Annotated in this window: 14 protein-coding genes and 3 tRNA genes; 9 read left to right on the forward strand and 8 right to left on the reverse strand. The window is 69.7% G+C overall.

The window, feature by feature from the left end; all coding sequences use genetic code 11:
• Positions 1-212: 212 nt before the first annotated feature.
• Positions 213-1,856 carry a M4 family metallopeptidase gene (locus tag JHN63_RS13910; RefSeq protein ID WP_200680105.1) on the reverse strand — a complete coding sequence of 548 codons (1,644 nt, stop codon included), beginning with the start codon at positions 1,854-1,856 and terminating at the stop codon, positions 213-215.
• Positions 1,857-1,994: 138 nt separating this feature from the next.
• Between JHN63_RS13910 and JHN63_RS13915 the strand changes: the two genes are divergently transcribed.
• Positions 1,995-2,423 (forward strand): gamma-glutamylcyclotransferase family protein, encoded by a 429-nt coding sequence (locus JHN63_RS13915; protein ID WP_200680106.1) that lies wholly within the window; start codon positions 1,995-1,997, stop codon positions 2,421-2,423.
• A gap of 7 nt (positions 2,424-2,430) precedes the next feature.
• Here the strand turns inward: JHN63_RS13915 and JHN63_RS13920 are convergent, their stop codons facing one another.
• Entirely contained in the window at positions 2,431-3,120 is a 690-nt protein-coding gene (locus JHN63_RS13920; protein ID WP_200680107.1) for a vancomycin high temperature exclusion protein, read from the reverse strand.
• A 212-nt stretch (positions 3,121-3,332) separates the two neighbouring features.
• On the opposite strand from JHN63_RS13920, the gene JHN63_RS13925 reads away from it, so the two are divergent.
• From JHN63_RS13925 to JHN63_RS13945, 5 genes are all read left to right on the forward strand, one after another.
• Positions 3,333-4,199, forward strand: coding sequence for a sirohydrochlorin chelatase (locus JHN63_RS13925; protein WP_200680108.1), 867 nt, complete (start codon positions 3,333-3,335; stop codon positions 4,197-4,199).
• 113 nt (positions 4,200-4,312) lie between these two features.
• On the forward strand, positions 4,313-5,593 hold the full coding sequence (locus JHN63_RS13930; protein ID WP_200680109.1) for a deoxyguanosinetriphosphate triphosphohydrolase: 1,281 nt from the start codon (positions 4,313-4,315) through the stop codon (positions 5,591-5,593).
• Between the two features lie 93 nt (positions 5,594-5,686).
• Complete coding sequence (locus tag JHN63_RS13935) at positions 5,687-6,952, forward strand: NAD(P)/FAD-dependent oxidoreductase (protein ID WP_200680110.1); 1,266 nt, start codon at positions 5,687-5,689, stop codon at positions 6,950-6,952.
• 47 nt (positions 6,953-6,999) lie between these two features.
• On the forward strand, positions 7,000-8,904 hold the full coding sequence (gene dnaG / locus JHN63_RS13940; protein WP_200680111.1) for a DNA primase: 1,905 nt from the start codon (positions 7,000-7,002) through the stop codon (positions 8,902-8,904).
• An 81-nt stretch (positions 8,905-8,985) separates the two neighbouring features.
• Positions 8,986-10,296 (forward strand): RNA polymerase sigma factor, encoded by a 1,311-nt coding sequence (locus JHN63_RS13945; RefSeq protein WP_200680112.1) that lies wholly within the window; start codon positions 8,986-8,988, stop codon positions 10,294-10,296.
• A gap of 58 nt (positions 10,297-10,354) precedes the next feature.
• On the opposite strand, the gene JHN63_RS13950 is transcribed toward JHN63_RS13945, so the two are convergent.
• The 4 genes from JHN63_RS13950 to JHN63_RS13965 form a co-directional block, all read right to left on the reverse strand.
• The gene (locus JHN63_RS13950; protein WP_200680113.1) at positions 10,355-12,283 is read right to left on the reverse strand and encodes an ABC transporter ATP-binding protein; all 1,929 of its coding nucleotides are present in this window, start codon (positions 12,281-12,283) and stop codon (positions 10,355-10,357) included.
• Positions 12,283-14,016 carry an ABC transporter ATP-binding protein gene (locus JHN63_RS13955; protein WP_200680114.1) on the reverse strand — a complete coding sequence of 578 codons (1,734 nt, stop codon included), beginning with the start codon at positions 14,014-14,016 and terminating at the stop codon, positions 12,283-12,285. The genes JHN63_RS13950 and JHN63_RS13955 overlap by 1 nt, the downstream gene beginning before the upstream one ends.
• A 150-nt stretch (positions 14,017-14,166) precedes the next feature.
• The gene (locus JHN63_RS13960; RefSeq protein WP_200680115.1) at positions 14,167-15,624 is read right to left on the reverse strand and encodes an FGGY-family carbohydrate kinase; all 1,458 of its coding nucleotides are present in this window, start codon (positions 15,622-15,624) and stop codon (positions 14,167-14,169) included.
• Positions 15,625-15,675: 51 nt separating this feature from the next.
• Entirely contained in the window at positions 15,676-15,981 is a 306-nt protein-coding gene (locus JHN63_RS13965; protein ID WP_200680116.1) for a YtxH domain-containing protein, read from the reverse strand.
• Positions 15,982-16,151: 170 nt separating this feature from the next.
• Between JHN63_RS13965 and JHN63_RS13970 the strand changes: the two genes are divergently transcribed.
• From JHN63_RS13970 to JHN63_RS13980, 3 genes are all read left to right on the forward strand, one after another.
• Positions 16,152-16,224: transfer RNA gene (locus tag JHN63_RS13970), tRNA-Asn, on the forward strand.
• A gap of 6 nt (positions 16,225-16,230) precedes the next feature.
• Positions 16,231-16,306, forward strand: a tRNA-Asn gene (locus JHN63_RS13975).
• A gap of 185 nt (positions 16,307-16,491) precedes the next feature.
• Positions 16,492-16,568: transfer RNA gene (locus tag JHN63_RS13980), tRNA-Ile, on the forward strand.
• A gap of 282 nt (positions 16,569-16,850) precedes the next feature.
• Here the strand turns inward: JHN63_RS13980 and JHN63_RS13985 are convergent.
• Together JHN63_RS13985 and JHN63_RS13990 are read right to left on the reverse strand one after the other, a co-directional pair.
• Positions 16,851-18,158, reverse strand: coding sequence for a TIGR04222 domain-containing membrane protein (locus tag JHN63_RS13985; RefSeq protein WP_200680117.1), 1,308 nt, complete (start codon positions 18,156-18,158; stop codon positions 16,851-16,853).
• 231 nt (positions 18,159-18,389) lie between these two features.
• Positions 18,390-19,184, reverse strand: coding sequence for a hypothetical protein (locus tag JHN63_RS13990; protein ID WP_200680118.1), 795 nt, complete (start codon positions 19,182-19,184; stop codon positions 18,390-18,392).
• Positions 19,185-19,881: the final 697 nt, after the last annotated feature.

Raw genomic sequence — 19,881 nt, forward strand, 5'->3', positions numbered from 1 at the left:
GAGGGAGGCATGTCTTGGTGCTCTTCGTTTTCCGGATGGAATGAGCGCCCGCTCCGTCACCCCGGCATGCGTAGACATGGCAGTCCATATCAGCTCTGGGGCTCGGGAGCAGGCACTCCTGACCCACGCGAAATCGGAAGTCTCACGGTTCAGAGGGGGAGACCCGCGTGGTGTGCCGATGGTTGTAGCCGGATTCCGCGGAATCCCCGGCTTTACCCCACGGCGACCGCACTCCATGCGGCGGCCACCGCGTTGTATTCCGAACTTCCGTTCCCGTACAGGTCCTTGGCCGCGTTGAGCGTCGCCGTCCGGGCCCCCGCGTAGTTCGTCGAGGACGTCATGTAGACCGTCAACGCCCGGTACCAGATGGCCCCGAGCTTGTCCCGGCCGATGCCGCTCACCGAAGAGCTGTTGCATGTGGGCGAGTTGTAGCTGACGCCGTTGATGCTCTTCGCGCCGCTGCCCTCCGCGAGCAGATACGCGAAGTGGTTGGCGACCCCCGACGAATAGTGCACGTCGAGATTCCCCACCGACGAACTCCAGCAGTCCGCCGAGTTCCCGTCCTTCGACGGCTGGTCCATGAACCGCAGCGCCGGCTTGCCGAACCCGGCGCGGACGATCTTCTCGCCGATCAAGTAGTCCCCGAGATCGGAGGAGTTGTTGGCGTACCACTCCACCAGCGTGCCCAGGATGTCGGAGGTCGCCTCGTTGAGACCGCCGGACTCGCCCGAGTACGTCAGCGCCGCCGTCTTGGACGTCACGCCGTGCGTCATCTCGTGCCCGGCGACATCCAGCGCCACCAGCGGACCGAGCTGCGTCCCGTCACCGTCGCCGTACGTCATGCAGAAGCAACTGTCGTCCCAGAACGCGTTGTTGTAGGCGTTGCCGTAGTGGACGCGGTTGTACGAGCCCTTGCCGTCGCCCGCGATGCCGTTGCGGCCGTGCACGTTCTTGTAGTAGTCCCAGGTCTCGTTCGTGCCGTACTGCGCGTCCACCGCCGCCGACGAACGGTCCGAAGTCGCCCCCGTACCCCAGTGGTTGTCGGAGTCCGTGAACACCGTGGACGGGGCGCGGACGATGCAGATGCCGAAGATGCACAGGTCGGTCTTGTTCGCCGCGTCACCGGTGTAAGTCCCGCCGCGCGTCGCGTCCTTGAGCTGATACGACGATCCCGACAGCGTCGTCTCCAACGGCACCGTCCCGCCGTACAGCGACTGCCCGTCCCCGGTCGCCGTCTCGACGCTGTCCCAGGCGTCGATCTGGGCGCCGGTGCGGGCGTCGGTCAGCACCGTGCGGGCGACCGGGTTGCCGAGCGAGTCCTTGGCGACCACGTTCGTCCGCCAGGCGAGCCTCGGGGCGCCGTGCAGGGCGTCAACTACCAGCTGGGGCTTGGCGGTCACGCTCTTCAGTGCCTCGCCGAGATGCGCCGCCCGCAGCGCGTTCACCGCCAGGTCCGCCGCCTTCGGGGCGGCCACCTTCGGCGTCACGGTCGCCAGGGATATGGAGGTCCGACTCGCGCGGTCGGCGCTCCGGTAGCTGCCGTTCGGGGCCAGGTGGACCACGAAGTCGCCGCCCAGGATGGGAAGTTGACGGTAGGTCCGGTCGTAGCGGACGTGCTGGGTGCCGTCCCGGTCGACGATCACGTCACGGACGGACGTGTCCTCCGCGGCGGTGAGGCCGAGGTTCGCGGCATGGGCGACCAGCGCCGACGCGGCGTTCGCGATCGCGGTGCTCCGGGTCGGACGGTCGACCGCCTGGGCGGTGGGGGCGAGAGTGGCGGCCAGCAGGGTCGCGGCGCCGGCCGCGATACCGGCCGTGGCGAGACGGGAACCTCGGAAGTGCCGTGTCCGGCTCATGGGTCTCCTCAAGAACGCAAGTGGGGGGCGTGGGGGCTGCGTTGATGTTGAATGAGATTTAAAGGGCCATGACATGTCATGTCCATAGCGCATGCACAGGCTTCTCGTATGCACAGACTTCCGGGCCCGAGGAGACCGATGACGACACCCCCGAGCCAGTTCCCCTTCTTCGTCTACGGCACCCTCCGCCCGGGCGAGCCCAACCACGACCAGTACCTCCGCGGCCGTACGGACTCCGAAGAACGGGCCCGGCTCCACGGCGCAGCCCTCTATGAAGGCCCCGGCTACCCGTACGCCGTAGAGGCCCCCGGGTCCGTCGTCCGCGGCGAACTCGTCACAGCGCACCCCGAGGCCTACCCCCGACTCCTCAGGGAACTGGACCGACTTGAGGACTACGCTCCCGGCGACCCGCGCAACCTCTACGAGCGTGTCGAACGCGAGGTCACCCGCGAGGCCGACGGCACGGCCGTCCGCGCCTGGGTGTACTTCGCGGCCCCCGCCGTCACCGCCGCCCTCCGCGCCCACGGCAGGCTGATCGAGAGCGGCGACTGGCTGGGCCGCCGCTGAACGGGCCTCAGTTGCCGCCGGAGGCCAGCGCCCGGGCGACCCCCGTCTCCTTCGGCCCGAGGAAGTGCGGATCGGGATGGAACAGCAGGTCCAGCGCCGCCTTGCCCGCCGCGAGCACCTCGCGCGTGCCGCCGTAGTACCAGGTCACGTTGTGCGCTTCGTCGACCCCGACGCCGTACGAGTCGACCCCCGCCGCGTCGCACAGCGCGACCGCCCGCCGGATGTGGAAGTTCTGGCTGATGAGGACGGCCTTGTCGACGCCGAAGATCTTCTTGGCGCGGACGCAGGAGTCCCAGGTGTCGAAGCCGGCGTAATCGGTCACCACGCGCGCGCGTGGCACCCCGTGCTTCGCCAGGTAGACGCGCATCGCGTCCGGCTCGTCGTAGTCCTTGCGGCTGTTGTCGCCGGTCACCAGGACGACCTTCACCCGGCCCTCCCGGTACAGCGTCGCCGCCGCGTCCAGCCGGTGCGCGAGATACGGCGACGGCTCGCCGTCCCACAGCCCGGCACCGAAGACCACGGCGACCTCCGTGCGCGGCGCGTCCCGCACGGACCCGAGCCGGTCGGCCGTCACCACCCACAGCCAGGTCGCCGGCAGCAGCGCGAGGACACACCCGGCGGCCACCCCCTGCACGAGCTGCCGCCACCCGGCACGCGTGCGTGGCAGCCGAGGTCTGTGGAGTCTCAGGCGACGCATGAAAAGGGCCCCTCCCCGTTCGGGTTCGACAGTCACAGACGCGCCGTAACCCCGTCCGGTTCGCCGACCGCAGTGTGACCGGCTTCACTGTGAACCCGGAAGCCGCAGGTCACGTGACCTCACACAGCCCCCGCGCCCCACCGTGAACCCCCGGAAAAGACCTGTCATTCCCGTGCAACGGGGCGGCAACCTCCCACCGCCACCATCAGTCCATGACGGCGTCGCATCATCCCCACGACGACTCCACGACCCTCGACAGTACGGCGCATCTCATGAACCGGATCAGCAGCCAACTCGCCGACCAGCTCAGCCTCGTCTCCCTGGACGGCAGCCGGCGCCCCGGCCCGCCCGCGCTCGTCCTGGTGGCCCACGGCAGCCGGGACCCGCGCGCCCTGAGCACCGTACGAGCCCTCATGGAACGCGTCCGCGAACTCCGCCCCGGCCTCCCCGTCCACCTGGGCCACATCGAACTCAACGAACCCAGCCTCCCGGACACCCTCACGGCCCTCGGCACCACGGACGCCGTCCTGGTCCCCCTCCTCCTGGCCCGCGGCTACCACGTGAAGCGCGACATCCCCGAACTGGCGGCCGACACACCGGCACGCACGCGCGTGGCACCCCCTTTGGGCCCGCACCCCCTCCTGGTGGAGACGTTGTACGACCGCCTGGTGGAAGCGGGTTGGCGCACGCGGACGGACGACCGGACCCGTCGGGGCAGCGCCGTGGTCCTGGCCGCGGCGGGCTCCCGCGACCCGGACTCCAAGGTCGACACCAACCACACCGCCCAACTCCTGGCCGACCGCCTGGGAGTACCGGTGATCCCCGCGTACGCCTCGGCGGCGACCCCCACGGTCCAGGCAGCGGTCCGCGCGCTGGCCGCCCGAGGCCGCCACAGGGTGGCGGTGGCGTCCTGCTTCACGGCCCCGGGCCGCTTTGCCACGCAGTGCGCGGAGCAGGCTCCTTGGATCGCATCGGCCCCTCTGGGTGCGCATCCCGCGATGGCCCGCCTGGTCCTGCACCGCTACGACCAGGCGTTGGCGACGACGGAGGTCACGGCCCCGGAGCTGGCGACGGCCTGAAGACGACGAAGGGGCCGATCCCCCAGCGGCCGACCCCCCAAGGGCGGCCCCCGGCGGACGCCCACGTGCCCCGCAACTCCTGAATTGTCACTGCCTGCGCTTACTGTCGAGACATGTCCTACGACGCGCACGCAACCGAACGCTGGGCCCCCGAACCCGACAAACGCCCCGGCCGCACCGCCTTTCAGCGTGACCGCGCGCGCGTACTGCACTCCGCCGCGCTCAGAAGGCTCGCCGGCAAGACCCAGGTGGTCACCCCGGGAACGCGCAGCCAGGCCTGGGACGCCAGCCCCCGCACCCGCCTCACCCACTCCCTGGAGTGCGCCCAGGTGGGCCGGGAGCTGGGCGCGGCCCTGGGCTGCGACCCCGACCTCGTGGAAGCCGCCTGTCTCTCGCACGACCTCGGTCACCCTCCCTTCGGCCACAACGGCGAACAGGCGCTGAACGACTTCGCCGACGACTGCGGCGGCTTCGAGGGCAACGCCCAGTCCCTCAGACTCCTCACCCGCATCGAGCCCAAACGCTTCACCGCCACGGGCTCCGTCGGCCTCAACCTCACCCGGGCCACCCTCGACGCCGCCACCAAGTACCCCTGGCCGCGCGGAGCGCACCCCACCGACCCCAAGTCCCCCAAGTTCGGTGTCTACGACGACGACAGACCCGTCTTCGACTGGGTCCGCAAGGACGCCCCCGGCACGCGCACGTGCTTCGAGGCCCAGGTCATGGACTGGTCGGACGACGTGGCGTACTCCGTGCACGACGTCGAGGACGGCCTGCACGCGGGCCACATCGACCCCAACTACCTGCACGCGGAACCGGAACGCCAGGAGATCTTCAAGGTGGCCATCGGCCGCTACGTCCCCGCGGACACGGCCCCCGACGAACTCGCCGAGGCGCTGGACCGGCTCCAGAACCAACCGTGGTGGCCGCACGGCTACGACGGCTCGGCGGTCGCCCAGGCCCGCCTCAAGGACGCCACCAGCCAGCTCATCGGCCGCTTCTGCCTGGCCGCCGAGGCCGCCACGCGCACGGCGTACGGCACCGGCCGCCTCACCCGCTACGACGCCGAACTCGTCGTACCGCACGAGGCACGGCTGGAATGCGCGGTCCTCAAGGCGGTCGCCGACCGGTACGTGATGCAGCGCGCCGAGCAGGAACTGATCCGCGCCAACGAGCGGATCGTGGTCGCGGAGTTGGCGCAGGTGCTGACGACCCGCGCCCCCGACGGCCTGGAGCCGCAGTTCCGCGCCCAGTTCGACGACGCGCCCGACGACCGCGCGCGCAAGCGCGTGATCGTCGATCAGATCGCCTCGCTGACGGACGCGTCGGCGCGGTCTCTTCACGCGCATCTCACATCGCTGGGGCACAGTGACGCGAAACAAGCCCGAATGTGACCCTCCGTGGCCTGATCGGGCCACACCCCCTTCCCGCATCACACTGCGTGCGGGAGGCTCGCCTATGGCGGCACCGTTACGAGGAGGCATCAAGTGGTCGACGCGGATCAGACATTCGTCATCGTCGGAGGAGGCCTGGCCGGCGCCAAGGCGGCCGAGACGCTCCGAGCGGAGGGCTTCACCGGCCGCGTGATACTGATCTGCGACGAACGCGACCACCCGTACGAGCGCCCGCCGCTGTCCAAGGGCTACCTCCTCGGTAAAGAGGAGCGCGACACCGTCTTCGTCCACGAACCCGCCTGGTACGCGCGCAACGACATCGAACTGCACCTGGGCCAGACCGTCGACGCCATCGACCGCAGCGCCAAGACGGTCCGCTTCGGGGACGACGGAACGCTCGTCCGCTACGACAAGTTGCTCATCGTCACCGGCTCCGAGCCCCGCCGGCTCGACATCCCCGGCACCGACCTCGCGGGCGTCCACCACCTGCGCCGCCTCTCGCACGCCGAGCGCCTGAAGCACGTCCTCGCCTCCCTGGGCCGGGACAACGGCCATCTGGTGATCGCCGGCGGCGGCTGGATCGGCCTGGAGGTCGCGGCGGCGGCCCGTGAGTACGGCGCCGAGGTCACCGTCGTGGAACCCTCGCAGACCCCGCTGCACGGCGTCCTCGGCCCCGAACTCGGCCAGCTCTTCGCCGACCTGCACGCCGAGCACGGCGTCCGCTTCCACTTCGGCGCGAAGCTCACCGAGATCGTCGGCCAGGACGGCATGGTGCTGGCCGCCCGCACCGACGACGGCGAGGAGCACCCCGCGCACGACGTCCTCGCGGCCATCGGCGCGGCCCCCCGCACCGCGCTCGCCGAGGCGGCCGGACTGGAACTCGCCGACCGCGCGCACGGCGGCGGCATCGCGGTCGACGCCCAGCTGCGCACCTCCGACCCCGACATCTACGCGGCCGGTGACGTGGCCGCCTTCCACCACGCCCTCTTCGACACCCGGCTGCGCGTGGAGCACTGGGCCAACGCCCTCAACGGCGGCCCGGCGGCGGCCCGCGCGATGCTCGGCAAGGACGTCACCTACGACCGCGTGCCCTATTTCTTCTCCGACCAGTACGACTTGGGTATGGAGTACTCCGGCTGGGCGCCCCCGGGCTCCTACGACGAAGTGGTGATCCGGGGAGACGCGGGCAAGCGGGAGTTCATCGCCTTCTGGCTGAAGGAGGGACGGGTGCTGGCCGGGATGAATGTGAATGTGTGGGACGTCACAGAGCCCATCCAGCAGCTCATCCGCTCCCGTACCCGCGTGGACACCGAGGCCCTCGCGGACCCACACGTTCCACTGGACAGCCTGGTCGTCTAGAGCTCCTGCTCGTCACTGGTGTCAGTCCGGCCCCGTAGAATTCACGCGTGGCAGGACGGATCAACGACGAGGACGTGAAGGCGGTTCGGGACGCGGTCCCGATCGACGCCGTGGTGTCCGAGTACCTCCAGCTGCGGAACGCGGGCGGTGGCAACCTCAAGGGCCTCTGCCCCTTCCACGACGAGAAGTCACCGTCCTTCCAGGTCAGCCCCAGCAAGGGTCTCTTCCACTGCTTCGGCTGCCAGGAGGGCGGCGACACCATCACGTTCGTGATGAAGGTCGACCACCTCACCTTCTCGGAGTCGGTCGAGCGCCTGGCCGCCCAGGCCGGCATCACGCTGCGGTACGAGGAGGGCGGGTACAACCCCGCCCACCAGCGCGGCGAGCGCATCCGCCTGGTCGAGGCCCACAAGGTGGCCGCCGACTTCTACGTGGAGCAGCTCGCCGTCAGCCCCGAGGCGGACACCGGCCGCAAGTTCCTCGCCGAGCGCGGCTTCGACCAGTCCGCCGCCGAGCACTTCTCCGTCGGCTACAGCCCGCAGGGCTGGGACCACCTCACCAAGTTCCTCCGCGGCAAGGGCTTCAGCGACAAGGAGATCCTCCTCTCCGGCCTCGCCCAGGAGGGCCGCCGCGGCCCCATCGACCGCTTCCGCGGCCGTCTGATGTGGCCGATCCGCGACATCGGCGGCGAGGTCGTCGGCTTCGGCGCCCGCAAGCTCTACGAGTCGGACAACGGCCCGAAGTACCTCAACACGCCCGACACCGCGATCTACAAGAAGTCCCAGGTCCTCTACGGCATCGACCTCGCCAAGAAGGACATCGCCAAGTCCTCCCGCGCGGTCGTCGTCGAGGGCTACACGGACGTCATGGCCTGCCACCTCGCCGGAGTCACCACCGCCATCGCGACCTGCGGCACGGCCTTCGGCGGCGACCACATCAAGATCCTCCGCCGACTGCTGATGGACAACGGCTCGGCGCGCGTGATCTTCACCTTCGACGGCGACGCGGCCGGCCAGAAGGCGGCCCTGCGCGCCTTCGAGGACGACCAGAAGTTCGCCGCCGAGACCTACATCGCGATCGCCCCCGACAACATGGACCCCTGCGAGCTGCGCCTCGCCAAGGGCGACGAGGCGGTCGCCGACCTGGTCCAACCCCGCACTCCGCTCTTCGAGTTCGCGCTCCGCCAGATCGTCGTCCGCTACGACCTCGACACCCCCGCCGGCCGCGCCGCCGCCCTGGACGAGGCCGCCCCCATCGTCGCCCGCATCAAGAACAGCGGCGCCCAGCACGAGGTCGCCGTCCAGCTCGCCGGCATGCTCGGCATCCTCGACACCCAGTTCGTGGTCAAGAGGGTCGCCCAGCTGGCCCGTTGGGCCCGCGACCGCGGCGGCAAGGGCCCGGCACCGACGAGGGGCACCGCCGAGCAGCACTACGACACCACCCCCCGCACCCTCACCGGCGGCCCCGCCCTCACCCTCCGCAACCCGGTCTTCGCCACCGAGCGCGAACTCCTCAAACTCGCCCTCCAGCGCCCCGACTTGGTCTCCCCGGCCTTCGACGCGTACGGCGTCGACGAGTTCACCGCCCCGCCGTACGCCGCCGTCCGCGAGGCGATCATCGAGGCGGGCGGCGCCGAGTACGGCCTCCAGGACGCCCAGGACTATCTCGTCCGGGTCCGTGAGGCGGCACCGGACGACGCGGTCCGCGCGATGGTCACCGAGCTCGCCGTCGAGGCGATCATGCGCCGCACGGTCGACGAGAACTACGCGGGCGAGCAACTCGTCACCGTCCGCCGAAGAGCCGTGGTGCGCCGGATCCAGGACATCCAGGGCACGCTCACCCGCCTCGGCAGCCACGGAGACTCGGCCGAACTGGCCGCCGTACAGAACGAGTTGTGGGTCCTTCAGCAGTACGACCAGGCACTCCAGGTGCACGGCGCCTCAGCGCTCTGAGCACGTAGTCACGGAACGGACTCAAAAAGTCACCGCACGCCCCTCGTGGCGGCGATGTGTCGTACTCCACACTGGGTTCCGGTGCCTGAGTCCTCGGAGCGCGGCCGATCCGTCCCCAGCGGGTCCTTCACCCCCGCGGTTCCGCTCATCGAGTACGGGACGGATTGCGGCGAGGCCGCCGATTCCGCCCCCGAAGTACCGCTGCCGTACCCCCTGGCAGCGATCATCCTGGAGGTCGCCCCCGTGCAGACCCAGACCCTCGACCAGACCGAGACCAGCACGACGGACGGCGCGGAACCGGACGCGGAGACCGATGTCCTCGCGACCGTCCCCCCGCAGAGCCGTGCCGCGCACCACCCCGAGATCGCGGAAGCGGAGAGCCCGCCCGAGCTCGAAGAACCGACGGCCGAAGCGGTGGAGACCGCCGAGGCCCCCGAGCCCGACGTACGGCCCCGCGGCCGGGCCGCCGCCGACAACGGCGCGCCCTCCTCGGACCTGTTCCGCCAGTACCTGCGCGAGATCGGCCGTATCCCGCTGCTCACCGCGGCCGAGGAGGTCGATCTCGCCCGCCGCGTCGAGGCCGGCCTGTTCGCCGAGGAGAAGCTCGCCGGCGCCTCCGACCTGGACAGCCAACTCGCCCTGGACCTGGACCGGTTGGTCGTCCTGGGCCGGATGGCCAAGCGCCGCCTGATCGAGGCGAACCTGCGGCTCGTCGTCTCCGTGGCCAAGCGGTACGTCGGACGCGGGCTGACCATGCTCGACCTCGTCCAGGAGGGAAACCTGGGGCTGATCAGGGCGGTCGAGAAGTTCGACTACGCCCGCGGCTACAAGTTCTCGACGTACGCCACCTGGTGGATCCGGCAGGCCATGTCCCGGGCCCTCGCCGACCAGGCCCGCACGATCCGCGTCCCGGTGCATGTCGTCGAACTCATCAACCGGGTCGTCCGGGTCCAGCGCCGGATGCTCCAGGAGCGCGGCTACGAGCCCACACCGGAAGAGGTGGCCGACCATCTCGACCTCGCGCCGGAACGCGTCAGCGAGGTCCTGCGCCTGGCCCAGGAGCCGGTGTCGCTGCACGCGCCGGTGGGGGAGGAGGACGACGTCGCGCTCGGTGACCTGATCGAGGACGGCGACGCCACCAGCCCCGTGGAGTCCGCCGCGTTCCTGCTGCTGCGGCAGCACCTGGAGGCGGTCCTGTCGACCCTGGGGGAGCGGGAGCGGAAGGTCGTACAGCTCAGGTACGGCCTCGCGGACGGGCGTCCGCGCACGCTGGAGGAGATCGGGCGGATCTTCGGGGTGACCCGGGAGCGGATACGCCAGATCGAGTCCAAGACCCTGAACAAACTCAGGGACCACGCGTTCGCGGACCAGCTCCGGGGCTACCTCGACTGACCCCCGGACGGAGAAGGGGCGCCCATCCGACGATGAGCGCCCCGAACTCCGGTCCGCCCTAGTCGACTTCGGCCACCGCCTGCGCGAACTGCGCCTTGTACAGCCGTGCGTACGCCCCGTCCGCCGCCAACAGCTCGGCGTGCGCGCCCTGTTCGACGATCGAGCCGTTCTCCATGACCAGGATCGTGTCCGCGTCCCGGATCGTGGAGAGCCGGTGCGCGATCACGAACGACGTGCGGCCGTGGGCGAGTTTGGCCATCGCCTTCTGGATCAGGACCTCCGTACGGGTGTCGACGGAGGAGGTCGCCTCGTCGAGGACCAGGATCGTCGGGTCGGACAGGAACGCCCGCGCGATGGTGATGAGTTGCTTCTCACCGGCGCTGACGCCCGAGCCCTCGTCGTCGATGACGGTGTCGTAGCCCTCGGGCAGCGTACGGACGAACCGGTCGGCGTGCGCCGCCCGCGCCGCCTCCTCGATCTCGCCCCGGGTGACCTCCCGGGACGCGCCGTACGCGATGTTCTCGGCGATCGAGCCGCCGAACAGCCAGGTGTCCTGGAGCACCATGCCGATATGGGCGCGGAGTTCGTCGCGGGACATGCGCGCGATGTCCACGCCGTCGAGGGTGATCCGGCCGCCGGAGACCTCGTAGAACCGCATGAGGAGGTTGACGAGGGTGGTCTTGCCGGCGCCCGTCGGGCCGACGATCGCGACCGTGTGGCCCGGTGCCACCGTGAGCGAGAGGTCCTCGATGAGCGGCTTGTCGGGGTCGTAGCGGAAGGAGACGTGCTCCAGGGCGACCAGGCCGCGCAGTTCCTCCGGGCGCTCGCTCGGCATCGGGTCGGGGGCCTGCTCCTCGGCGTCGAGGAGTTCGAAGATGCGCTCCGCCGAGGCGACGCCCGACTGCACCAGGTTCGCCATCGACGCGACCTGGGTGAGCGGCATCGAGAACTGGCGCGAGTACTGGACGAAGGCCTGCACATCACCGATGGAGAGCGAGCCGGACGCGACCCGCAGGCCGCCGACGACCGCCACCAGCACGTAGTTGAGGTTCGACACGAACATCATCAGCGGCTGCATGACCCCGCTGTTGAACTGCGCCTTGAACCCCGCCTCGTACAGCGCGTCGTTCTGCTCGGCGAACAGCTTCGCCGACTCGTCCTGCCGCCCGAACACCTTCACCAGGTTGTGCCCGGTGTACATCTCCTCGACGTGCGCGTTGAGCTTGCCCGTCGAGCGCCACTGCTGCACGAAGTGCGGCTGCGAGCGCTTGCCGATGCGGGTGGCGACGAGGAACGACAGCGGCACGGTCACCAGCGCGACCAGCGCCAGCAGCCAGGACACCCAGAACATCATCGCGAGGACGCCGATGATCGTGAGCAGCGAGTTGATCAGCTGGCCCATCGACTGCTGGAGCGTCTGCCCGATGTTGTCGATGTCGTTGGTCGCGCGCGAGAGCACCTCACCGCGCTGCCGCTTGTCGAAGTACGACAGCGGGAGGCGCGACATCTTCGTCTGCACGTCCTCGCGCACCCGGAACATGGTCCGGTTGACCGCCCGGTTGACCATCCGGGTCGCCACCGCCATCAGCAGCCCGGCCACCATGAACGTGCCCAGCGCGAGCAGCAGCACATGCCCCACCGAGGTGAAGTCGATGCCCTTGCCCGGGGTGAAGTCCGTGCTCTTGAGCATGTCCGCGACCGAGCCCTGGCCCCGGTCGCGCATCGCCTGGAGGGCCTGCGCCTTGGTCGTCCCGGCCGGCATCTGCCGCCCGATGATGCCCGCGAAGACCAGGTCGGTGGCGTTGCCGAGGATCTTCGGCCCCACCACGTTCAGCCCCACGCTGATCACCACGCACACCAGCAGGATGCCGATGGTCAGCCGCTCCGGCCTGAACTGCCCGATCAGCCGCTTGCCGGACACCTTGAAGTCCATCGAACGGGCGTCGGGGCCCGTCCCGGCCATCATCCGCCCCATGGGCCCGGCCATCAGGCAGCCTCCGCTTCCGTGAGCTGGGAGAGCACGATCTCTCGGTACGTCTCGTTGTCCGCCATCAGTTCGTGATGCCGGCCCGTCCCCACGACCCGCCCCTCGTCGAGTACGACGATCCGGTCGGCGTCCCTGATCGTCGCCACCCGCTGCGCCACGATCACCACGGTCGCCTCGGCGGTCTCCTGGGAGAGCGCCGCCCGCAGCGCCGCGTCCGTCGCGTAGTCGAGGGCGGAGAAGGAGTCGTCGAAGAGGTAGATCTCCGGCCGCTGCACGAGTGTCCGGGCGATCGCGAGCCGCTGCCGCTGACCGCCGGAGACATTGGTGCCGCCCTGCGCGATGGGCGAGTCCAGCCCGTTCTCCAACTGCTCGACGAAGCCCTTGGCCTGCGCCACCTCCAGCGCGTGCCACAGCTCCTCGTCCGTCGCGTCGGGATTGCCGTAGCGAAGGTTGGTGGCGACCGTCCCCGCGAACAGATACGGCTTCTGCGGGACCAGGCCGACCGTCTTGGCCAGCAGCACCGGGTCGATGGTCGACACGTCGACACCGTCGACGAGGACCTCGCCGTCGGTCGTGTCAACCAGACGCGGGACCAGACTCAGAAGGGTGGACTTTCCGCTGCCGGTCGAGCCGATCACGGCCGTCGTCTCGCCCGGGCGGGCCACCAGGTCGATGGACTTCAGTACGGGTTCCTCGGCACCCGGGTAGCAGAAGCCGACCCCGCGGACCTCCAGATGCCCGTGCCGGCGCAGCTCGAGGACGGGAGCCACCGGCGGCACGACACTGGACTCGGTGTCGAGGACCTCCTCGATGCGCTCGGCGCAGACCTCCGCGCGCGGCACCATCATGAACATGAAGGTGGCCATCATCACGGACATCACGATCTGCATCAGATAGGCGAGGAACGCGGTCAGATCACCGATCTGCATCCCGCCGCTGTCGATCCGGTGCGCGCCGAACCACACCACCGCGATCGACGACAGGTTCACCGTGGTCATGACCACCGGGAACATCAGCGCGAGCAGGTTGCCCGACTTCAGCTGCATCTCGGTCAGGTCGGCGTTCGCCTTCCGGAACCGGTCCTTCTCGAACTCGTCCCGGACGAAGGCGCGGATGACCCGGTTGCCGGTGATCTGCTCGCGCAGCACCCGGTTCACCGCGTCGAGCCGCACCTGCATGGCCCGGAACAGCGGCCGCAGCCGCCGCACGATGATCGTCACGCAGATGGTCAGCGTCGGCACCACCGCGATCAGCACCCCGGACAGCGGCACGTCCAGACCGAGCGCCAGGATGATCCCGCCGACGCACATGATCGGCGCCGACACCAGCAGGGTGAACGTCATCAGGGCCAGCATCTGGACCTGCTGCACGTCATTGGTCGTACGGGTGATCAGCGAGGGAGCGCCGAAGTGACCGACCTCGCGGGCCGAGAACGACTGCACCCGGTCGAAGATGGCACCCCGGATGTCCCGGCCGAGGGACGCCGCGGTGCGTGCGCCGAAGTACACGGCACCCGTGTTGCACACGACCTGGACCAGCGAGATCCCGATCATCAGGGCACCGAACGACAGGATGTAACCGGTGTCCCCCTTCACGACGCCGTTGTCGATGATGTGCGCGTTCAGGGTGGGCAGGTAGAGGGTGGCGCAGGTCTGCAGGAACTGCAGCAGCACCAGCAGGGAGATGGGTTTCCTGTAGGGCCTGAGATAGGTCCGCAGAAGTCGTATGAGCACGCTACGTCTCTCGGATCGGCGGTGAGGGGCGGGCGGATGTGCCCCTCGCACCCATCGTCGGACACTCCACCCGCGTTACCTCAACTGATTAAGCCAACAGCAGTGCCCTTGGTGCCCTTATGAACCCTTAAGAGCGGAACGCGCGACCTCCTACGAGCGGAACGCGCCCGGATGGGTCTGTTCCCGTACGGACACGTACTGCTGACGCACCGCCTGTCCTACGGCCAGTTCGTCGCCCGGCTCGAAGACCTGGGCGACCGGCCCCTGCCAGGGCGGCGGAGTGCGCGGGTCGAGGGTGCCCTGGGAGACCCCGAGCGCCCAGGCGGCCTGTCGGGCGGCGCCGATCGCGGCGTAGTCGGCGGGCTGCGGTACGACGATCTGCGTCCCGAACAGCGCGGGCGCCGCGGCCTGTACGGCGGGCAGCTCGGCGGCCGACCCGAGCAGGAAGAGCCGCCGTACCGCGACACCGCGCCCGCGCAGCACGTCCAGCGCGTCGGCGAGCCCGCACAGCATGCCCTCGAACGCGGCCCGCGCCAGATGCTCCGCCTTCATCGATTCCCGCCGCAGCCCGGCCAGCGTCCCGGCGGTGTGCGGCAGATTGGGCGTCCGCTCACCCTCCAGATACGGCAGGAACACCAGCCCGTGCGCCCCCGGCGTCGACTTCATCGCCAGCTCGGACAGGCTCTCCAGATCGGACAGCCCGAGCAGCTCGGCGGCACCGCGCAGCGTCCGTACGGCATTGAGCGTGGTGACGACCGGCAGATGCATCCCGGTCGCGTCGGCCAGCGAGGTGATCATCCCGCTCTGATCGACGAGCGCCTCATGGTGTACGGCCATCACGGACCCGGAGGCGCCGAGCGAGACGACCGCGTCCCCGAACCCGATGCCGAGCCCGAAGGCGGCGGCCATGGTCTCGCCGGTGCCGGCCGAGATCAGCAGCCCCTCCGGGGTGGTACCGGCCGCGTCGGACGGCCCGATCACCTCGGGCAGCATGGCCTGGTGACCGAGGGCGAGTTCGACGAGATCGGGCCGGTAGCCGCCACTGGCGGCGGACCAGTACCCGGTCCCGGAGGCCCCGCCGCGATCGGTCGTCCGCCGCACCGGCCGCCCGAGCAGCTGCCACACCAGCCAGTCGTGAGCCTGCATCAGCACAGCGGTTCGTCGGGCATTGTCGGGCTCGGTCTTGTTGAGCCAGCGGAGCTTGGTGACGGGCTGCGCGGCCTGCGGTACGGAACCCACCGCCTGCGCCCACGCCTCACGCCCGCCGAGCGCGTCGATCAGATCGGCCGCCGCGACCTGCGCCCGCTTGTCACCGCCGACCATCGCCGGCCGCACGGTGTTGCCCTGCCCGTCCAGCGGCACGACCGCGTTCTGCTGCGCGGACACGCCGATGGCCTGCACACCTTCGAGCAGCCCCCCGCCGGCCGCCTCGCCCAGCGACAGCAGCCAGGCCTGTGGATCGACATCGGAGGGCCGCCCGCCGCCCTCGGTCTCGGTTTCGACCGGATGCGGCGCATATCCCTGCCTGAGCACGGACCCCGTGTCCGTGTCACAGACGACGATACGAGTGAAATCGGGCGAACTGTCCAACCCGGCGACTATCCCCATGGCAGAAATTCTGCCGTACGGCGGGAGGTGGCGGCGCCGGGTCGCGTCTCCCTAGGTGTTGCTGGTGCCCCAGTCGTCCTGGCCCGTGCCGTTCGCGTTGCGCTCACGCAGGGACCGTACGCGCTGGGCCACCGAGTCGGGGACCCGGTCGCCGACCTTGTCACCGACCGCGTGGTACGCCTTGCCCGCGAACTGGCGGCCCTGCTGCGCCGCGCTCTCGGCGGTGTTGCGGACGGCCGGGTTCTGCGCGACCTGACGCGCCGACTTCTTCAGCTGCTCGTAGCGCTCGCGTCCGGCCCGCGTGCCCAGCACGTAACCCAGAGCCAGTCCGACGACGAACGTGAGCTTGTAGCGCATGACGGCCACCCTTCCCTTGCGTAGGTCCCTTGCACAGGTCTCCGGCGCGGCATCGCTGCCGGGGGAACCGATTGGCGGAGCACCCCCCTGCTTGCGCTAATGTATGTGTCGCAGCGAGCACACGCCCCCTGGCGAATACCCAGGGAGGTACGTTCGATGCAACGAGGCATTCCCCTGTAGCTCAATTGGCAGAGCAGCCGGCTGTTAACCGGCAGGTTACTGGTTCGAGTCCAGTCGGGGGAGCTTCGATCTTCCGTAGCTCAATTGGCAGAGCAGCCGGCTGTTAACCGGCAGGTTACTGGTTCGAGTCCAGTCGGGAGAGCCAGGAGTTGGCAGTGCTTGGCGAGTGGACGAGGACCCCGATGGGGTCCTTTTTCATGTCCCCCGGAACCGCTCGTGACGTGCCGCAGTCCTCATGGTCGTGCGAAGTCGACCATCCGAAGCAGGAGATCGTATGAGCGGCTATGCTGCGGCAGACGGCGCGTACAAATGTGCGCGACGCGCCGTAATGGGGCGGTAGCTCAGCCGGTTAGAGCAGCGGACTCATAATCCGTCGGCCGTGGGTTCGAGTCCCACCCGCCCCACCATGCACCCCCGTGAAATGCGGAAACGTTCATTTTCTGGGTGTCGGATCGTCAACTTTGCCTGAATGGACTGGATCCGCTGCTCGTGGGTTTGGGGCCAGGTCTGCTTGCGTCGGTGGATGGGCATCTGACCTGCATGGACGTGGGTGGGCGTGCTGTCCCAGCGGTGTTCTGCCCGGTTCTGCCTGAGCAGGAGCGTGCACTGAGGCCGTCCGGCGGCCGGGGGTACCGGTGGACGCCACGGAGGACTCCCCGACGAGTCGTCCACCTGTGGCACAGGGCGGTTCAGGTGAGTGCCGGCTGGGTCGCAGCTCCATGAGGAGTGGGTCTGGCGAGGGTCCCGAGGAGCTCAGGAAACTGTCCCAACAAAAACGTCCCTGAGGACGCTCGACCTCTCCCGTAACCCCTGAGTTCGATTCGGTCGGCGGGCCGTTGAGGCGCTCGATGTTCAGGGCGACGCCATGGAGCGTGACAGCGGTTCTGCATGACGGTCTGCCGTAGGGATCTGCACGGCGGTTCCGTCCGATGCGGGATGTTGAGCCCGTAGCCCGGCCCTGCACCGCCGTCGCCGACTTCGAGAAGGAAGCCCCGGTACTCCGCCGGACGGGTTCCGGGCCCCGAAGGCTGCCGTGCGTCATCCACCCGGGCCGGAGCCGCTACCAGCTCGCGGACCCGACTCCGGATCGTCGCCCCCATGAATCGAACTGCGGACCATGGAAACGGAACTCTCACCCGTTGAAGTTGGTCCGGCTGCGCCGCAGTTCCTCGGCGGCCTCGTTCTGCCGGCGCTTGTCGGTGCCCTCGTCGACCGCGGCGGAGAAACCAGGTGTGTGAGGCGAAGTGGTCGTATGCCTCCGGGCCGAAGACGGCGTGGGCGGACGCCGCCTCACCGGGAGCGTACGGCTCGGTCCGCTTCGCCGGATCCAGATGCGCGTGACGCGCCCGCGCCTGACGGACCACTTGATCGCCGCGCGCCGTCAGCACGGGCAGCCGCAGCGCGGCGGGCTCTCCGTCCAGCATGGTGAGTCCCCAGGCGACCACCACCATCGCGATCGCTGTCCACGTCGCCACCAGTCCGTACCGCCAGTGCAGGAAGAGGAACATCATCGGCGCGGCGAGCGGCAGGGTCAGTGCGGTGACCGTCCGGCACCACACCGGGCGAGGAGCCTTGAAGTCGATGAACGCTCCTCTGCCCCGTAAGTACCCCTCCGCGAGCAGGGTTTGGGCGATCGGGTGCGTGACGCTGTGCGGGGCCACGGAAGCGGGGTTCCGGTAGCTCGCGAGGGACGAGATCTTCCGCTCCGTGTCCGAGGTGTCGGGCGCGGGTGTCCGATGGGCGGCCGAGTGCCGCAGGGTCGGCTTCCCGTCGTACGCCGTGCCCGGCTCCAGGACCCCGCGTGCCACCATGTCGATGATCACTGCCCAGAACGCGCGATGGGTGTCGCCGTCCCCCTGGACGAGGACGGCGACGCCGGCGATACCCGGCCGGAGGTCGTCGTCCGGTACGGCGTCGGCGGGATCCGGTTTCGCGGCTTCGTAGCGGGCCAGCGCCTCCGTGACGGCCTTGGTCCTGACCCTGTTGTCGCGCGCCATGGCTCCCGCCACGAGGGCCGCACGGCCCAGGACGTAACCGGCCCACGCAACCAGGCGATCATCCCGGCAGTCTCAAGCACATGACCGGAGAGCGGCAAGAGACAGGCACCGCGCCTCGTTTGCGGCTCGGGCGGTAGGCGACGCGGTCCAGGGCGTCGGCCACTGGAACTGCGGCGGACGGTCTGCGCCGACAGCCACGCCCGCCTGCCGGTACGACGGCAAGTACCCGGCTCAGGCTCGGTTCCAGATGTGCGAGACCCGTACGTCATGCAGCGTGCGCAGTCGCCGCAGTTCCCACCGCGCGAGCAGCAACAGGCTTACCGGGCCCGTGAGTTGGACCAGCAGGCGCAGCGCGAGGGGGACCCGGTCGTACGTGGGGTCCACGAACGCGAGCGGGAGGGTCATGGGCAGGATCGGCAGGAGAGGCACAAGTGTCGGCAGAGCGTCGTTGACGTCGGCGGTGCGGCATCCGTTGGAGAGGAGCAGAAGTCCGCCGGACCCGCCGAAGAGCAGGAGCCACAGTGCGCAGGCGGCGCTCAGGGGTGAGGTCGGCGGCCAGTGGGAACCGGTGTTCCGGAACAGCACGACGGCGGCTTCGACCAGGACGAAGGCGAGGAAGGCGCCGCGCCACCGGGACGCCGCCGCCCGTCTGCGTCCCTTGGGTGCCATGGAGACAGCTGCGAGGGCCAACAGGAAGAGCAGTTCGAGGATGAGGAGGCCGAGGGAGAAACTCTCGTACAGCTGTCCGGGTATCTCGCGCAGGGGAACGAGGTGGAGGGCCAGCCAGGCGCAGACGGTCAGCGTGATCGCCAGCACCGTGCGCCAGAACCGGACTCGTTCGATCAGGGGGTCGATGACCCGGCCTGGACGGGTCGGTGTGCACATCCGGTGGGCGGCGATCACCGGAATGAGCCAGCCGAGCCACCACAGCACCCCGCGCCCTGCCGGCGGGACCGGACCGAACAGAGTCGGCGGTGCCGCCGCCCTCGGTGCGGCACCTGGCCGCCCCGTACCCTGAGACATCATGTCGTCCTCGCTGTAGCACCGCCGGGATCCGTGATCATCGCGGTAACAAGGCCTGCGTGTCGGCGGAACCGGTGCTTTCGACCGGGACATGGTCACGACCACCGGGCGAGACAGCTGACAGGCGGCCCTGCGGCAGGCCCGGCAACTCCGCGGCCGCGTAGTCGGAGAGATGCCACTCGCGGTGACGGGAGAAGCCGTGACCGACCGGCGCGCCGAGCATGATCCGGTGTACCTGGGGCCGGTGTTCGGGCCCGCTCGGACGGTTCCTGCTCCTGTGCGGCGGCGGGCGGCAGCACCGGTGTCCGGCACACCTGGCGATGATGGTGATCCGAGTCCAGCAGGGCGAGTGCCGGCAGCCGCTCGGTCTCCTCGGAGGACCACCCGCAGGTGTGCTGAGTCGGAGCCGCCTCCGGACAGATGTTCTTCGTCCCGTGGGGATCGGTGAGCCACGCCAGGCCCAGCCGTCGGCGGTCACGGGCTCGAGAGCGGCGGCAGAACGGTGGCTGTGGCTCCGGCGGACGGGGTCCCGGGGTGCCTTCAAGAAGACACTGAGCGGAACACCCGAGTCGAGCGACGGGACGATCCCGAAGCCGCGCCGACGGGCCCGAGCGGCGGCTCCGCGCAGGGCAGCGGTCAGCGGTGGCATCACCGCACCCCGTCGCCTCCGACAGGGAAGACGATCGCCCCGCCCGCCAAG

Source organism: Streptomyces sp. MBT65 (assembly GCF_016612545.1).
Taxonomy (GTDB): domain Bacteria; phylum Actinomycetota; class Actinomycetes; order Streptomycetales; family Streptomycetaceae; genus Streptomyces.